Source organism: Microcoleus sp. Pol12B5, assembly GCF_036701335.1.
Taxonomy (GTDB): Bacteria; Cyanobacteriota; Cyanobacteriia; order Cyanobacteriales; family Microcoleaceae; genus Microcoleus.
Map to the genome: position 1 here is coordinate 2,324 of NZ_JAUBQQ010000064.1, position 17,830 is coordinate 20,153.

The following is a 17,830-nucleotide window of genomic DNA, read 5'->3' on the forward strand; positions in this document are numbered from 1 at the left end:
ATCTGAATCTGGTAAACAATCAAATATCAGACCTCAAACCCCTGCAATCTCTAACCAGTTTGAATAATCTGAATCTGTCCCACAATCAAATATCAGACCTCACACTCCTACAATCTCTGACCAATTTGATAGAGCTGAATCTGGACAACAATCAAATATCAGACCTCACCCCCCTGCACTCTCTGATCGATTTGAAAAAGCTGTCTCTGCCTAACAATCTTTTATCAGACTTAACACCACTCCAATATCTGTGGAAAGCTATTGCCAATTCCACAGAGCGAGTCGATCGCACTCGTGCCGCAGCCGCGATCGAATTTGCCTACACAGCTCTCGGCAAGACTTGCCCGAAAATTATTTTTTGTTCGAGTCCCCACTCTGCCATCACACAGTTAAAAAAATTGAAATCTCCCACTAATAAAAATGATTTTTTTCAGCGTATTTACAAACAGCTAGAACCAGCCTGCCTGCCATTTAGGTATATATTTTTTTTGTGCGTGTATTATTTCGCACTAACAAGTGAGCAACCACCGCCAAAAACAGCTTTTTTCCAGCTTATTTACGAACAGCTAGAATCAGCATATAAGCCTTTTAACTTAATAAGATATAGTAGTTCGTATTTGCCACAATTAATAGAATGGGAGCGGCAGGTCACACAAGAATTGCAACGGGATTTTTGGGAATATTGTAGAGACAACTCAACGTCGATCGTTAATCGGGCATCCCTGTGGGATAAAATCTGTGTGGCTGACTTCTGTGTCTCTGTACTTAGAATTGTTCTCAACCCAGATGCACAAAAATCTTTTGAATGCTTGAAGCAGCTTTTAGTTGAATGTGGCTGGATTTTTGCGTTTGATAAGGTTTGCTATGTGTGCGATCGCCCTTTAAAACTCTCCCTCGACAGCGAACATCGGCCACACGCAGAAGGAGAAAGCGCGATCGAATTTAGCGACGGCTACAAACTCTACTCCTACCACGGCGTCACCTTGCCCGAAAAATACGGACAAATCCACCCCAATCAGTGGGAATCTACCTGGAGTTTAGAAGAAGAAAATGCCGAATTAAGGCGAGTGTTAATTCAGGGAATTGGTTAAGCCAGAATTTGCCAAGAATTGCAAGCCACAGAATTATATTGCTGGCAAGAATACACCCTGCTAAGAATTGATGCTGATATTGATGGCTTCGATCCTGCTAATTTCGATCCTGATGATGATGTTCCTGAAAAAGAGGCAATCTATTTGTTAAAAATGACTTGCCAGAGTACCGGATTCATTCATGCTTTGCTGTTTCCGCCTGAGATGTAATCTGCAAGGGGAGCGATTCGCTGGGTGAATTAGGATATCGATTATGAGGATTTTTGGGTTCCAACTTGAAATTTAGGGCAAGTTAGAAACCTAGTTGATAAGAGCCGGCAGTAGAAACCTATCCTACACCAACTTTCGTCCAAGTGCGCGGACTGAAGACTAACCTTTATATTCTTGCATTTGCTGGCGAATGGCTGCCTCAATCTTAGTATCAAAATCCGAATGTCCACTTTTTTTATAATTGAATTAAACCGCTTTTTTTGCCTGTCTAAGTAGGCTTGTAGTGCAACTTTATTCCCGCAATTTTTAAGAAACTAACGCTTCAATTCTCCATCTGACATTGCAGTATAATCTACTTGGCTCATTAAACTACCTCCCCATTTGGAGCAATTTCAATCTCAATTTCCTCGTTATATCCAGCCAACACGAACAACTTTTTGCTTCTCTCGTCAACACAGACGAGGTTAATAGGTTGCAATGCCAAATATGTCAAGTAATAAGTGATTCCATAAATTAACCACAATATTTGTAGTGGCGGGTTTCACCAACAATCTTTCATTCACATCGACAATATCTATAAACCCGCCCTCACCCAGGCGACTTTCACGATCCAAGATAACGCCTGTCACTACAGCAAAGAGTTATGGAATGTGGTTTGTGGATCTTGACTACCGTGTATTACCAATGTAGTATTGAGTTACAGTAGAAAAGCTCGATCGATCGACACCAGTAAACAAAATTTAGAAAAAACCTATGCAACCCATCCGACAAGGCGACGTGATTCTCACCCCTGTACTGAAAATCGAAGGAGAAAAAAAACCTCACCTCACTCTCGCCGAAGGTGAAGTCACCGGACATTCTCACCAGATTATTGAGGGGCAAGCTGAACTTTACGAAAAAGACGGTACTCTGTACTTGCGGGTGCTTTCACCGACAGCTTTATTGAGTCACGAAGAACACCATGCGATCGCAATTCCCGAAGGTAATTGGATGGTGCGAATTCAGCGGGAATATGAGCCACAAGGTTGGAAGTATGTCACAGACTAAGGTTAAAAAACTGACGCCAGAACAAGCAGCTTTGATTCCAGTTTATCGGGAAAAGTGGAGAGCGAGATCGCTTTCCACTGGCCCGATAAATCGATCGCAAGCTGCGGAAACAGTTAAATCGGCTTACAGTGCGATCGGCCTCAAAGCACCGGAAATCATTTTTGTCGATCGCCCCTACGAAGCTGCGGATCTAATCGTCAGTCGATTTAACAATCCCAGGAGCCAACTGCGGAGCCAATTCGAGACAAAACTTCGCAGCCCGCTAGAAAAACAACTGCGGGGTTATTTGGGAAGCCAACTAGAAACCGAACTGCAAAACCAACTGCCAACTCAACTGGAACAACGACTTTATAGTCAACTGAAAACGCAATTGTGGGAGCCGGAGCGAAATTATTTAGCTGGCGAAATATCAAGCCAATTGCCACTGCAACAGGTGATCGATGAGCGGAGTGGAGAAATCCGGCCAACATTAGGAAAACACCTCAGTAATTGCATTCAACCAGAGTTGTGGGCTGCTTATGGGAGTTTGTTGGATTTCTGCATTTCCGTTCTAAATTTACATCATTCCTACGCCAAAAATTGGATTGTTTTTCAATCGATTGTCCGGGATTGCGGCTGGATTTATCCCTATGACAAAGTTTGCATTGTCTGCTCCAAGCCGATCGCACTTTCTGCAGATAGCAACTACCGCTTGCACGCCGAAGGAACACCAGCGGTACAATTTGCCGACGGTGTTTCGATTTACGCCTATCACGGCGTGATTTTGCCCGAATGGTACGGTAGGCTGCACCCGCACCAGTGGCAGTCTAAGTGGGTGTTGAAGGAACAGAATGCAGAAGTTAGGCGCGCGTTAATTCAGGGAATTACTTACGATCGCATTTGTCAAGAATTAGCGGTGACAAAATTAGATAGTTGGCAGGAATATACTCTTTTAAGCATCGAGTTTGACGATGATTTTGATAACGCGGGTAATCCAAAGCCTGTTTATTTGTTAAAAATGACTTGTCCGAGCACGGGATTTATTCACGCTTTGCGAGTGTCGCCTGATCTAGAATCAGCTCAAGAAGCAATTCGCTGGGTAAATTGGGGAATCGATCCAGAGGAGTTTAGCGTACAAACATAAAAAACTGACATTTTACCAAACTTGAATCAAAATTGACTATGCCAGAACAACAAGCAAACCAACCAATTAATCTCAGTAGCTTTGCGGACTGGTGCAAGCACAAAAATCGTCTGACAAGAGAGGCAAGGCATACAGTTGAGATGCTGTTAGAAATTGCTGGCACTTCTGACTGCGATGAAGCCCAGAAGGTACTTTTAAACCTCACTGAACTCCATCTCAACGAGAATCAAATTACCAATATAAATCCGCTGTCGGGACTCACCAACCTGACCGAACTGTTTTTGGGCCACAATCAAATTACCGATATAAATCCGCTGTCGGGACTCACCAACCTGACCGAACTGAGTCTGGAATACAATGAAATTACCGACATCACTGGGCTGTCGGAACTCACCAACCTGACATCGCTGGGTCTTGGCGACAATCAAATTACCGATATCACCTCGCTGTCGGCACTCACCAACCTGACAAAACTGCGGCTCTACATCAATCAAATTACCGATATCACCTCGCTGTCGGCACTCACCAACCTGACCGAACTTTATCTCAACAACAATCAAATTACCGATATCACCTCGCTGTCGGCACTCACCAACCTGACCGAACTGTCTCTCGGCAACAATCAAATTACCGATATAACTGGGCTATCGGCACTCACCAATCTGACAAAACTGCGGCTCTACATCAATCAAATTACCGATATCACCTCGCTGTCGGGACTCACCAACCTGACCGAACTGAATCTGGACTCGAATCAAATTACCGACATCACTGGGCTGTCGGGACTCACCAACCTCACCGAACTTTATCTCAACAACAATCAAATTACCGATATCACCTCGCTGTCGGCACTCACCAACCTGACCGAACTGAATCTGGGCTCCAATCAAATTACCGATATCACCTCGCTATCGGCACTCACCAACCTGACATCGCTGGGTCTTGGCCAAAATCAAATTACCGATATCACCTCGCTATCGGCACTCACCAACCTGACCGAACTGAATCTGGGCTCCAATCAAATTACCGATATCACCTCGCTGTCGGCACTCACCAACCTGACCGACCTGGATGTGGACTCTAATCAAATTACCAATATCACCTCGCTGTCGGCACTCACCAACCTAACCAAATTGCATTTTAACTTCAATCAAATTACCGATATCACCTCAGTGTCGGCACTCACCAACCTGACCGAATTGAGTCTCTACAACAATCGAATTACCGATATCCCTGAACTGTCGGCACTCACCAACCTGGCCGACCTGGATCTGGACTCGAATCAAATTACCCATATAACTGGGCTGTCGGGACTCACCAACCTGACCGAACTGAATCTTAACTTCAATCAAATAACCGATATCACTGGGCTGGCGGCACTCACCAACCTGACATCGCTGCGTCTTGGTGACTATCAAATTACCTACTTCAATCTGTCGAGCGAACTTAGACAGAAGTACCTGACGCTCTCTACCACGCCAATTGATGCTCAAAAAGCTACAGAAACGGTGAAAAAAATCTATGCAGCTATTGGTCGAGAAGCACCCCAAGTTATTGTTTGCAGCAGTCCACAGGTAGCTTCTAGAAAACTACCCAAACAACTCAAAATCTCCTGGATATCGCAACTTCAAAAATGGGATATAGGGGTTGAGAATTTAGTAAGGAGAAACAGATTGTTGGATGAGTTTTTTCAATGGGTGGACGTAGGATGTTCGGGTCAGGTGTGGCGGGATGCTCTGGGGCATGAAATAATACTAGAGCAGTCAGCCGATGACATACTCGACTCAGAATTTCACGACTTGGTAGAAAATTACCGAGAATCGCTGGGAGGTGATATCATGGCCGAGCCTTACTATGTAAGCCCACTAACCCCTACGGATATAGTGGAGGAAATCCATTGGACTGAATTTTTGATAGCGAAATTTGGTGTTACTCTCGACCAAAAAGCACAAGAACTATTTCGCTGCAAGCAACAGTTGTTCGAGGATTGCGGTTGGATATTCCCGTTTGAAAAAGTTTGCCTAGTTTGCGATCGCCCCCTGCACATCCGCTTTGACGCTGAAAATCGGCTACACGCTGAAGGAGAACCGGCCATCGCATTTGCGGACGGCTACAGTTTATACTTTCACCACGGCGTTAAGTTACCCCAAAAATACGGAAAAGTACACTCGGATTTGTGGCAAGCAGAATGGCTTTTATCCGAATCAAATGCCGAACTGCGTCGAGTATTAATTGAGACAATTGGTTACGATCACATTTGCCAACAATTGCAAGCAGTAGAATTAGATGGTTGGCAAGAATACACCCTATTAAAAATTGATAACGCCGATGTCGAGCCGATTTATTTGTTAAAAATGACCTGTCCGAGTACGGGATTTATTCATGCGTTGCGAGTGCCGCCTGATATAGAATCAGCTAAAGAAGCAATTCGCTGGGTAAATTGGGATATTGACCCAGAGGAGTTTTCCGCACAAACCTGAGTAATACAAATTTAAAAAAGTCTTGCTACAATCATCACTCTTATACCAATTGTTAAAAGTCACAGAACCCCGCGCCGGACTTAGGCTCAGCCGTTTCCCTAGCCGAGCATCTGTAGTTCACTCAACTGAAAACCTTTATATTGACAACAGCCTTAACCCATGAAACACCCATAAACGTTCCTGCAGTGTGCCAGTTCCCAGGGTGGAATGCACCAACCACCGATCGCCCAAAAACTTTTAATAACATGAAGAAGAAGCCCACCCTCGAATCGAAGGTGGGCTCAGTTCATGCCAGCTTACCGACAGCTAGGCAATCGGGTCTCTTCGCTGGTAGACGTAAAATATCGGAAAAAGATCCGAACGTCCGAAAAAACTTCTCGTCCACCATTAAGCTTCAGTTTACCCAACCGGATCGGGAAAATTGCGCCCGCAGCGATGTGCCCTGGACATCGGGGAACACTGAGGCTTAAACTTTTCAATAGACTTCTGCAAAAAAGTTCGTCTTAGGCCGGCAGGATGCCCAACTCCTACTCCGCATAAGAATTAAATTTTTCCAGAAGTCTCATAATTCTCCTCTTTAACTGGGATTTCCCAACCGATTACGCATCGTGATCGTGTGCAAAACGACGGAACAGGAAATCTAGGGCGTAGTTCCGCAAATTGTAGTATTCCGGATCTTCCATCATTTGAACCCGATCGCGCGGACGCGGAAAAGGAATCTCCAAAACTTCGCCAATTGTCGCCGACGGGCCGTTAGTCATCATCACCAGTCGATCGGCCAAAAACAGCGCTTCATCAATATCGTGAGTAATCATCAACACCGTACAGCGGTGATCGTTCCAGATTTTCAGCAACTCTTCTTGCAATTCCTCCTTAGTAATTGCGTCCAGAGCACCAAAAGGTTCGTCTAAAATTAGCACTTTTGGGCGAATTGCCAAAGCGCGGGCAATCGAAACCCGCTGCTTCATCCCCCCCGAAATTTGTGGCGGTCTTTTCTCAGCAGCTTCTGTCAATCCCACCATCGCCAAATGCTCTTTGACGATCGCATTTTTTTCCACCTTCGACTTCTCAGGAAATACAGCATTAACCGCCAGATAAACATTTTCAAACACCGTGCGCCAAGGTAGTAAAGCATAACCCTGGAACACCACCATGCGATCGGGGCCCGGCTTCGTAATCCGCTCTCCGTTAATCGACACGGTGCCCTGGCTGGGATGGCTAAAACCCGACACCATATTTAACAGTGTTGATTTGCCACAGCCCGAGTGTCCAATCAGAGTAATAAACTCTCCCTCAGCTACATTCAGATTGACGTTTTCTAAAGCCCTGTAACCGTTTGGGTATACTTTATAAACATTGTCCATCACCAAAAAAGGTTGGCGGCGGCCTTTTCCCGGCTGGATTTGAGTTTTGGTGTTCGTCTGGTTTTTAGTGGTGTTGAGCATGGGTTTAGGAAATTGTGATTGGGTGATGTGCGAGGAAAGAAGGAAGAGGCGAGAGGGAAGAAGGAAGAGGGAATTACTAACTAGCAGTTAACAATTAACAACTAACAACTAACAATTAGCAATTACCCTGTTTTGATCTAACTAAAAACCGCTCTAAGCAGCTCGGCGGCCGGAATCGAGTACAACTTCCGCCATCGTGAAATCGCGTTTAATCGCCAGATTGTTGAGATAGCCGATCGGATCGTCAGCATTAAACACCGAGCCGTCAAATAAGCTGAGAGAACCGCGAGTGTAAGTAATATCAGCCATCCCCAGCTCTCGCGCCGCCGTGCTGAACGCACCGACTCGCACCACCCGCTCCAGAATTTCCACCCAGTTGCGCGGGAACACAGTATCGCCCCAGCGCGCCATCTGCACCATGTGCCAGAGTTGTTCGGTGCGGCTTGGGCGATTCACCCCATCTCCAGAAAACAAGTGGTGGGCGTATTCCCGCATCGGAGTATCGAGGTTGCAAGCAACAGAGCTTGGGTCGCCTAGTTGGATGTAACTCTTATCAGTAGCGACGTACTCCCTTCCCGCGACAATTTCCGAAACCTCGGCAGCGTGATTTGGATCGGCGCAGTAGTGACAAGCTTCGAGCAAAGCTTTGACTAGAGCAATGTGAGTGTTGGGATAAGCATTTGCCCAGTCTTCCCGAACTCCGAGAATTTTGCCGGGGTGTCCTGGCCACAGTTCCAAATCTGTAGCCACTGTAAAGCCGACTCCTTCCATCGATGCCCGCAAGTTCCAAGGTTCGCCGACGCAGAAACCGTCAATAGTGCCGCCCTGCAAGTCAACGATCATTTGAGCTGGTGGGATATTTTTCAGCAACACATCGCGATCCGGGTCAATGCCACCGGAAGCCAGCCAGTAACGCAGCAACAGGTTGTGCATCGAAGAAGGGTGAACGATGCCCATACGGTGGGTTTGCGCGGGCGTTCTCTGGAGCATTTTTTTAAAGTCTGCCAGAGTGTAGATCCCTTGGTCGTAAAAGCGCCTCGCGAGGGTAATTCCGTTACCATTGCGGCTCATGGTGAGGGCTGTAACCGTCGGAATCGGCTGCTCTTGGTGGCCCCCCAAGCTCAACCACATCGCCATCCCAGAGGGCATTTGGGCTGCGTCTAAGTAACCTGCGGCGATGCCGTCTACGATGCCACGCCAGCTTGTTTCCCGCACGAGGTGGACTTCATCGAGGCCGTGCTTGGCAAAAAAGCCTTTTTCTTTGGCGACAGCGAGGGGAGCACAGGCTGCCAGCGGAATAAAGCCGAGTTCGAGGTTGACTTTTTCTAGGCCGTGGCGGGCGATCGCAGGTACTTTCCGCGCCCGCAGTTTTTTGACGCGCTTCTGCTGGTTGAGGAAGTAAATCATTTCGCTACGTAGAGCGTAGTAGCTGGGGTGTGAGACGACTTCCATCCGTTTGCGGGGGCGGGGGATGTCTACTTCGAGAATGCCGCCAATCTTCGATTCTGGGCCGTTGGTGAGCATGACGATGCGATCGCTCAGCAACACCGCCTCATCCACATCGTGCGTTACCATCAGGGCGCTGATTTCGTACTCTTGGCAAATTTCCATCAACTTTTCTTGCAAGTTGCCGCGAGTCAAAGCATCCAAAGCGCCGAAGGGTTCGTCTAAGAGTAACAGTTTGGGGCGCAGGGCCAGAGCACGGGCGATCGCCACCCGCTGTTTTTGTCCGCCCGACAGCAGTGCGGGTTGCTTCTCGGCGTGGGGCGTCAAGCCCACCATATCGATGTGTTTTTGAATGATTTCGAGGCGTTCGGCTTTGGGTAAGCCGCTCATTACCGAGTCTACGGCTAGGGTAATATTTTCTCTGACCGTCCGCCAAGGTAGCAGCGAATAGTTTTGGAATACTACCATGCGATCGGGGCCTGGCTGGGTGATTCTTTGTCCGTCGATCGTCACCAATCCTTCTGTGGGTAGATCCAAACCTGCCACCATATTTAGTAGCGTAGATTTACCGCAGCCGGAGTGTCCGATTAAGGAGATAAATTCTCCTTTTTTAATTTCTAAGTCGATGCCTTTGAGGGCTATGTATGTGCCGCCGTCTGTTAAATTAAATACTTTTCCGACTTGTTCTACTGCAATCAAAACAGACATGATTTTCTTGCCTTTTTTGTAAGTTTGTTATTTGACTGTTGACTGTTGACTGTTGACTGTTGACTGTTCGCTGTTGATATATAACAGCTAATAGTTAATATATGACTGGAGACAGCAACCTGTTTCTTAAATCAACCAAAAAACTTTTTTTAATCCATTAACAACAGTTAAAAAAAAAGGTTTCTCAGCCAGGGAGTTCGTAATTGCTGTAACCGTGAACCGTCAACAGTCAACTGTGAACAGTCAACTGTGAACAGTCAACATATCTAATTAGCTACTTTCCTTGAGAAGGAGCAATCTTTTGCTGCAACCAAGCCATCATGCGATCGAGCAATAAACCAACAGCCCCAATGTAGAACACCGCTAACAGAATTTCGCTGATGTAGTTTTGCTGGTAAGCATTCCAAATAAAGAAGCCGATACCCGTAATCCCAGACATCACGATTTCCGCAGCAATAATCGCCAGCCAAGCCAAACCGATCGCAATTCTCAATCCTGTGAAGATATAAGGAAGCGCCGACGGAAACAAAATATTCATGTAATATTCCTGACGAGAAAGTTGCAGCACTTTCGCCACGTTGTTGTAATCGTCGGGAATTTGGCGAACACCTTCAGCCGTGTTGATTAAAATCGGCCAAACTGAAGTGATAAAAATCACGAACAAAGCAGCAGGTTCGTTTTGTTGCAGTGCAGCCAGGGCAATGGGCACCCAAGCCAAAGGCGCCACCATCCGCAAAAACTGAAAAAGTGGATCTAAAGCGCGGTTTAGAAAAGGATTTGTACCTACCAAAACACCCGTACCAATTCCCACAACGGCCGCGAGAGTGTAGCCTTTTGCCACCCGTTCCAAACTCGCCAAAGTCTGCCAAAATAATCCAATTCCGTAGGTTTTGGAGTTCATGAAAGGATACAGCAACAAAATCCGCGTCCGTTCGTCAGTCCAAATGCTGATCGGCCCCGGCAGTTTGATCAGTCCCGTACTTGACAAGAATTGCCAAACCAACAGAAAGCCCAAAACTCCTAAAATTGGCGGCAAGATATTTGGGGAATTCTTCTTCCAAAATTCGCCAAATGCTCCTTGTGCATTGCCGCCTCTCCGACTTGTACTTACAGCCATGCTGCTAATCTCCTATGTCTGGTGCTGTGTATTTTCGAGACTAAACTTTGAGAGTAAATTATGGGAAGCTAAGACCCCATCACACTTTTTTAATTGCCAAACTCTTGAGATAAGCTTCTGGATTTTCCGGGTTGAATTCTGTGCCGTCAAAGAACTTCTCAACACCCCGAGACGTACTTTTCGGAATGTCAGCATCAGCAACTCCGGCTAATTTTGCTGCGGCTTTCCACAAATCTTCTCGGTTGACTTTATCGATGATTGTCTTAGAATCGGCCAAGGTGTTAGTTGGCAAGAAACCCCAGCGCACGCTTTCGGTTAAGAACCACAAATCGTGACTCTTGTAGGGATAAGAAACGTTGCCGAGGTCGTCTTTCCAGTACAGCGGACTCATCTTGAAATCGTCGATCGCTGGTTGGCCGTCACCCATGAGGTACTTGCCTTGGTAGGGAGGTGTCAAAACTGCCGGAGCTACGTCAAAGTAGTTTCTGCCAGAAGTAATGGCTACTAATTCTGGGCGATTTTCTGGTTTGTCGCACCACTGCTGCGCTTCGATCAGTCCTGCTAGCAGGGCTTCTGTGGCCTTGGGGTGTTTGTCTACCCAGTCGCCACGAATAGCGAGATATTCCTCTGGGTGATCTTTCCAGATTTGGCCAGTCAGGGCCGACATGAAGCCGATGTCCTCTGTGACGATCCGCAGGGGCCAGGGGTCGCCGGTACTGAAACCGTCCATGCTGCCGGTTTTCATGTTGGCTACGGTTTGCGCTGACGGTACTGTTAGCAACTCGGCTTCTGTGTCGGGATCGATGCCGTTAGCTGCTAGCCAGTAGCGAATCCAAAAGTCTTGATTGGCTTTGGGGAAGGTGTAGGCTGCTTTGAAGGGCGTGCCTGCTTTTTTGAGGCCTTTCATGTAGTCTTGGGCCGCTTGGTCTAGTTTGAGCCCGATGCCTTTGCCTTTGTGTTTTCCGGCGATCGCAATTCCATTTCCTTGAGTGTTCAACTGGGCTAGAACATACATGGGGATTTGGACGCTGTTTTTGGTAATCAACCCTTTACTAATTTGATAAGGCATGGGCATTTGCCACTGGCCACCGTCAATGCCGCCGCCTGCCGATCCAATTTCTAGGTTATCTCTGGCAGAACCCCAGTTGGCTTGCTTAGCAACTGTTACCTCAGTCATGCCGTATTTGGCAAAAAAGCCTTTTTCTTGGGCAATGATTAAAGGTGCTGCTTCGACGATCGGGATGTATCCCAATGTGATTTTAGTGCTTTCAATTCCTTCGACTCTTTTCTCGTTGGCAACAGCCATTACTGAGGTAGCTGCGGGTATCGCGCCGTCAGCACCAGCAGTGGCACCGGGTTCTGGAGGATTTCCCAAACAGCCTTTGAGCAGTATTGAACTGACAGCAGATGCACCTGCTGTAACGATAAATTTACGCCGAGAAAATTGCTCTGAAAATTTTGTCATAGTCTAGCCTCGCTGCAATTCATAATCTTCTGTAACGACATCACTGAAGTTTATCAATGCGCTTTTTTTCTGTTCGTTAATGGAATTTAGCGAACTGTTTTGGGCGCTGGTTCGCAGGAGGGATCAAAAGATTTATAGCTAGCATAAGTCTTTAAACTATCCCTGCTGATTTTACACTTTTGATTAACTCAATATCTCGACGATCGGCCGAGCGGTGCGATCTCCCAAAAAGCGAGCCGCACATTTTCTTGGCTTGATAATTAACTCTACCGTACTATTGCAGAAATTCTAAAACAATTATTAAATTTGATTGATAAGTAAATCTTTTAGGATCACGCTATCGATAACGAACCGTTGGAAAGGGCGAGCTGGTTGGCTTATCAAAACTGCTTCAAACTAAGACTTGCTGGGTAAGGGTTGTAACGAAGGCCGATCGGGCAGCCTTCAACTCTATTGTCAATAAGTTGCCAACATCGCAGCTACCGCACATTTACTTTGTTAATATATGTCTATTTTTCTTCAGAGCTATTGTAGTCTTTTATACAGAAAAAATTAACATTGTACGATTAGCCTATTTTCAAAGGGTTAACTGGTTTTCAGTGGTGGACTAAAATTGGCGCTTAATCGTAAGTAATTTACCGGATATGATATGACGTGGGCTTTCAGTTGCGATTTCTGTAAAACAGAGAAACCGGGTTTCTTGAAGAAACCCGGTTTCTAAGCACCCGAAATTACTAATCGGTCGCAGTACCTACAAGTTCGATTAGTTCGGTGGATCAAAGCGGTTGACGGAGAGAGCAACACCGATCATTGGCAGAGCGACACCGAAGCAAATCAGCCACTGATCCAGATTCATCGGAGCCGTCTCAAATATGCGATTGACAAAGGGAGAGTTAGCAAAGATAATCTGCAAAATTATCGCCAGGACAATTCCCACACCGAGGGCGGGGGCGCCACTAACTTCTTCCTTAGAACCGCTAAATTTAGCAATCAAAGAAGGCAACAACTGGCTGAGACTCAACAGGTAAAAAATTCTCCCCATTACCAAAGCTTGAATCGCCATCGTGCGGGCCAGTTCCAAGGTTCCCCAAGGAGCTTGGCGTACCCATTCAAACATTCCGAAAATCAGAGTCCAGTTGTAAAGAGAAATAGCGATGATCCGCTTGATCCGATTTTGAGTCAGGAAAGGTTCGTTTACCGGTCGGGGCTGCTGTTTCATGACTCCCGCTGACTTGGGCTCGAAAGCCAGAGGCACTGTCATGGTGATCGAGTTGAGCATATTCAGCCAGAGAATTTGTAGCGACAAAATCGGCAATTCTCGACCTAGGAGGGTGCTGAGCAAAATTGTCATTGATTCTCCGCCGTTGACTGGGAGAATGAAGCTGATTGCTTTGAGCAGATTTTTGTAAACCGATCGCCCTTCTTCGACAGCAGATTCGATCGACGCAAAGTTATCATCGGTAAGAATCATGTCGGCGGCTTCCTTAGAAACCTCAGTACCGCTGCCCATCGCAATACCGATATCTGCTTGTTTGAGGGCCGGCGCGTCGTTAACGCCGTCTCCCGTCATCGCCACGATTTCGCCTTGATTTTGCAAAGCTTCTACGAGGCGGAGTTTTTGTTCTGGGGCGACGCGGGCAAAAACTGAGCCGGCTTCTACGGCTTCGCCGAGTTCCTGCTTGCTCATTGCGGCGAGTTGAGCGCCGGTGTAGGCTACAAGTTCTCTGTGGTGTTTAGTTTTGCGGAATCCCATGCGGCGGGCGATCGCCTTGGCTGTAGCGATGTGGTCGCCGGTAATCATTTTGACTTGGATGCCGGCGGTTTGACAAGCTTGGACGGCTGCGATCGCTTCTGCGCGCGGCGGGTCAATCATGCCTTGGAGTCCCAAGAAAACCAGCCCTGACTCCAAATCCGAGTGATCGACGGAATTTTGGCTTTCGGGTACTGGCTTTTTCGCTAAAGCCAAGACGCGCAAGCCTTGCTTTGCCATTTCATCGACTTGGTGGTGGATTTGTTCGCGATCGACTTCTACCGGATTTCCTTGGGTATCGAGACTGGAACCGCAGCGGCCGAGAATTGATTCTACGGAACCTTTGACGTACAAAATTTTGCCAGTGGGAGTTCGGTGCAGCGTCGCCATGTATTGAAACTGAGATTCAAAGGGAATTGAATCCAACCGCTGCATTGACTTGGACAAAATTTGCTGGCTCAAATCAGCTTTTTTGCCTGCAGCAATTAACGCTCCCTCTGTCGGATCTCCGACGACTATCCAATTATCGTCTTTGAATTCCAGATGAGAGTCGTTGCAAAGGAGTCCAGCTTGTAAACATTCTTGCAAAGTTGGAGCTTGGCTGACAGTAATTGGCAGTTGGTTGAGTTGAATTTCACCTTCGGGGCTGTATCCCGTACCCGTAACCGAGTAGGATTCGCCGCCAGAATAGATTTCTTGCACCGTCATTTGGTTTTCCGTCAAGGTTCCGGTTTTGTCGGAACAGATGACTGTAGCGCCGCCGAGGGTTTCCACTGCGGGCAATTTGCGGACGATCGCGTGGCGATTTGCCATCCGGGAAACGCCTACGGCTAGGGTGACGGTAATGACGGCGGGTAAGCCTTCGGGAATTGCGCCGACAATCAGCGCGACAGCGGGTTCGACTGCTTCTTTAAAGGCTGAAACTCCCTCTGGGACAGGTCTGCCCAATCTGACGGCGAAGGTCAAGGTTGCCATTCCCAACACGAATAACAGCCAGTTTTGACTGAATTGGTTGAATTTGCGGGTTAAGGGGGTGGTGAGGTCGATGTGCCGATCTAATAGTTGGGAGATTTTGCCGGTTTCGGTTTTATTGGCGATCGCAATTACGATGCCGCTAGCTTGGCCAAATGTGACAAAACTGCCGGCATAGGCCATGTTATCCCGTTCTGCTAGTGGCGTTTCTTTTGGCAGAACTATGTCTCCAGACGGTCCTAATTCTTTTTCGACAGCAACTGATTCCCCGGTGAGTCCCGATTCGTCGATTTGCAAGTCGCGGACTTTCACTAAGCGCAAGTCTGCCGGTACTTTGTCGCCGGAAGTCAGGGTTACTAAGTCGCCGACAACGAGTTCTTTGGAGGGAATTTTTAATTTTTTGCCGCCCCGAATAACTGTGGCTTCAGTGGTGACAGCTTGGGCTAGGGCTTCAATTTTTTTCTCTGCTCCAGCTTCTTGGATGAAACTAATAGTAGCGTTGGTGGTGGTTACGCCCCAAATTACACTAGCGTTTAGCCATTCTCCGATCACTGCTTTGATTAAACCTGCACTCAACAAGATGATCAGGAGGGGTTGATTAAATTGCAGGAGAAATTTTAACCAGGCTGGTTTCCCTGCTTTAACGGTTAGTTCGTTGGACCCGAATTTCTGTTGGCGATGGTTGGCTTCTGTTGGTTCTAAACCGCTTTCCAGGTTGGTTTCTAAGATTGTTGCAACCTTGGATATTTCTAGGTAGTGCCAATATTGCTCTGCTACGTCTACATCGTTGGCGGATCTTGATGGCATGATTCTTCCTGAATATTTGGGGTGTGTGAGGAGCTTCGATCGCTCCTTAATAGGCACGCTCAATACAACTCAGCGCTCGTTGGAGCGTGAATATATTGAGCGGCTTAATTTTTGGTTGATTACTTTAACGGGCTGTGACTTACATCTATAATACAACGGATGTGGCCGTTTGTGGCAAGATATTTGGGGGATTTTTTCCGGCGCTAAATCTTGTTTGGGACTTGGTGGCTAAGGTGGGGAAAAGTCGATCGAATCCCTTGACATTTTGCAAATTTTAGGTGTGGTTGAAGACAGAGGGAAGAAGGCAGAAGGCAAAAGAAAAATGCTGCCATTCCCCCACTCTCTCCTCCTCCTCCGCTGCCCCACGGACGATCGCATAAATGTTACAACCTAGTTAAGCGACCATATTCTGAACTTATGGAAATAGTAGTGACGCTGGTGCTGGGTTCGGTGCTGTTAGTCTGGGGAATGCGCTTCGGGCGGGTGTTAGTTCGATCGTCCGTTACTGTTTAGGATTTGTTTAAGGGCAGAAATTCGATCGCCCTGGCTTTGGCGATGCGCTCGCCTGCGAACACTTTGACTTGGGTGCCGACTGTTTGACAAGCTGGGAGGGCAGGGAGCTCAATTCATGACTCAATGCTATCAATTGCTCGTCTGCTATCCCAAAAAACTGAGCGCCATTTAGACAATTGAATTGAGATTTTGGGCTGCATCGTTCAATTGTTGAGTGCCTACTTTGGTTTGAGTAATACCACTAGCAGTTTCTTTTGCCGCTAGGTTGAGGCTATTCATCGCCTCCACTACTTGTTGAATGGCCACTGCTTGTTGTTGAGCAGTTAGAGAAATTTGTTGATTGTTCAATACCACATTGTTAACAGCATTTGCTATTTCCGAGAAAGCTGCTGCCGTTTCTTGACTAATTTTGGTTCCTTCTTCTACTGTTTTAGTACCTTCCTTGGTCACCGTTACGGTAGAATTTATCGCATTCTTGATATCATCTACTAGGCGGTTAATTTTCGCGGCTGATTTCTTACTTTTATCTGCTAGTTTGCGGATTTCTGTGGCTATTACAGTAAAACCTTTGGCGTTTTCGCCGGCCCGGACTGCTTCTACTGAGGCATTCAGTGCCAGCATATTTGTTTGATTGGCTAAATCTGTGACATCAGTAGAGATATCGCCAATCTGATGGGTTTGTTCGCTCAAGTTCAGAATTTGTGCTGCTATCGCCCCGACATTTTCTTTCAATATTGTCATCGATTCCAGCGTTTGCTCCACTGCTAGGGTTCCCTTTTCAGCGATCTTTAAAGCTTGCCGTGCAGATTCAGCACCAGCTTGGGCTTGCTGGGCTGATTGCTGGGAAGCAGCGCCCAACTCATCCATTGTGATTGTAGTTTGATTTACAGATCTCGATTGCTGTGCTGCTGTGCGTTCCTGTTGTTCAACTGTGGCCGCAATTTCTGTGGAAGAACTGGCGATCGTATTTGCTACCTGATTGATTGGTCGGATAATTTTATTTGAAATAAACAAGACAATAAAGGAACCCAATACTACAGCAATAACCGTACCCCCTATAGAAACAATCGTCGCTAATTGCTCCGACTGTTTTGCTAATTTTGTTCGTTGAACCAGTAGAGTATCTTCTACCTTAAGCATTTCTGCCAGCTTATCCCTAATTTCATCCATAAATATCTTGCCTTTACCTGAAATCACCAAGGCTCTTAGCTCTGGTTCTTTTCCAGCCCTTTTCAGGGATATAGTTTCCGCTAATTCATCTAGTTTTTGCTGACCCAAGTTTTCAACTTGCTCCAAATTTTTAACTTGTTCAGGGTTATCTTTTATTAGCTCTTTTGTCTCATTTACTGTTTTATAAAAGGCGACTGTCCCATTTTTGTAAGGTTCTAAAAATTCCTCGTTTCCAGTGAATATAAACCCCCGCTGTCCTGTTTCAGCATCCAATAAATCTTTTTCTATAGCTTGCAAGTTGGTCTTGACTACATAAGTGTGCGTTTGCAACTCAATAGCTTGGGCTAAATTATCCATACTCAATTTAGTGGCCAATCCGATGCTAATCATTAACAAAAAAATTGAGCCGAAGCCTAACGGAACTACTTTACTAAGCCGAATAATATTTTGCGACATTGCCATTTTTACTCCTTGATTAGTTATTTA

The 17,830-nt window shown here is 46.5% G+C and carries 12 protein-coding genes; 5 read left to right on the forward strand and 7 right to left on the reverse strand.

Annotated features, from left to right (window positions below; genetic code table 11):
- Both QUA24_RS21615 and QUA24_RS21620 read left to right on the forward strand, forming a co-directional pair.
- Window positions 1–1,091, forward strand: a 1,091-nt coding sequence (locus tag QUA24_RS21615) for a DUF6745 domain-containing protein (protein WP_333231958.1), incomplete at its 5' end; no start/stop codon positions are given.
- A gap of 18 nt (window positions 1,092–1,109) precedes the next feature.
- Window positions 1,110–1,301: a hypothetical protein gene (locus QUA24_RS21620; RefSeq protein WP_333231960.1), complete on the forward strand. Its 192-nt coding sequence runs from the start codon at window positions 1,110–1,112 to the stop codon at window positions 1,299–1,301.
- A gap of 364 nt (window positions 1,302–1,665) precedes the next feature.
- Here the strand turns inward: QUA24_RS21620 and QUA24_RS27370 are convergent, their stop codons facing one another.
- Complete coding sequence (locus QUA24_RS27370; RefSeq protein WP_445242633.1) at window positions 1,666–1,824, reverse strand: DUF6888 family protein; 159 nt, start codon at window positions 1,822–1,824, stop codon at window positions 1,666–1,668.
- 230 nt (window positions 1,825–2,054) lie between these two features.
- Here QUA24_RS27370 and QUA24_RS21625 point away from each other — a divergent pair, with 230 nt between their 5' ends.
- The 3 genes from QUA24_RS21625 to QUA24_RS21635 are packed head-to-tail and all read left to right on the forward strand — an operon-like array spanning window position 2,055 to window position 5,951.
- Window positions 2,055–2,348 (forward strand): hypothetical protein, encoded by a 294-nt coding sequence (locus tag QUA24_RS21625; RefSeq protein ID WP_333231962.1) that lies wholly within the window; start codon window positions 2,055–2,057, stop codon window positions 2,346–2,348.
- The gene (locus QUA24_RS21630; RefSeq protein ID WP_333231964.1) at window positions 2,335–3,471 is read left to right on the forward strand and encodes a DUF6745 domain-containing protein; all 1,137 of its coding nucleotides are present in this window, start codon (window positions 2,335–2,337) and stop codon (window positions 3,469–3,471) included. The genes QUA24_RS21625 and QUA24_RS21630 overlap by 14 nt, the downstream gene beginning before the upstream one ends.
- Window positions 3,472–3,509: 38 nt before the next feature.
- A complete protein-coding gene (locus QUA24_RS21635) occupies window positions 3,510–5,951 on the forward strand; it encodes a leucine-rich repeat domain-containing protein (RefSeq protein ID WP_333231965.1) in 2,442 nt (813 codons plus the stop codon).
- Window positions 5,952–6,550: 599 nt separating this feature from the next.
- Here QUA24_RS21635 and QUA24_RS21640 read toward each other — a convergent pair.
- The 6 genes from QUA24_RS21640 to QUA24_RS21665 form a co-directional block, all read right to left on the reverse strand.
- Entirely contained in the window at window positions 6,551–7,396 is an 846-nt protein-coding gene (locus QUA24_RS21640; protein WP_333082180.1) for a nitrate ABC transporter ATP-binding protein, read from the reverse strand.
- Between the two features lie 153 nt (window positions 7,397–7,549).
- Window positions 7,550–9,550 carry a nitrate ABC transporter ATP-binding protein gene (locus QUA24_RS21645; RefSeq protein ID WP_333231967.1) on the reverse strand — a complete coding sequence of 667 codons (2,001 nt, stop codon included), beginning with the start codon at window positions 9,548–9,550 and terminating at the stop codon, window positions 7,550–7,552.
- Window positions 9,551–9,824: 274 nt separating this feature from the next.
- Window positions 9,825–10,667 (reverse strand): nitrate ABC transporter permease, encoded by an 843-nt coding sequence (gene ntrB / locus QUA24_RS21650; protein WP_333158843.1) that lies wholly within the window; start codon window positions 10,665–10,667, stop codon window positions 9,825–9,827.
- Between the two features lie 79 nt (window positions 10,668–10,746).
- Window positions 10,747–12,132: a CmpA/NrtA family ABC transporter substrate-binding protein gene (locus tag QUA24_RS21655; protein ID WP_333210925.1), complete on the reverse strand. Its 1,386-nt coding sequence runs from the start codon at window positions 12,130–12,132 to the stop codon at window positions 10,747–10,749.
- Between the two features lie 763 nt (window positions 12,133–12,895).
- A complete protein-coding gene (locus QUA24_RS21660) occupies window positions 12,896–15,661 on the reverse strand; it encodes an HAD-IC family P-type ATPase (protein ID WP_333231969.1) in 2,766 nt (921 codons plus the stop codon).
- 681 nt (window positions 15,662–16,342) lie between these two features.
- The gene (locus QUA24_RS21665; RefSeq protein ID WP_333231971.1) at window positions 16,343–17,800 is read right to left on the reverse strand and encodes a CHASE3 domain-containing protein; all 1,458 of its coding nucleotides are present in this window, start codon (window positions 17,798–17,800) and stop codon (window positions 16,343–16,345) included.
- Window positions 17,801–17,830 lie beyond the last annotated feature (30 nt).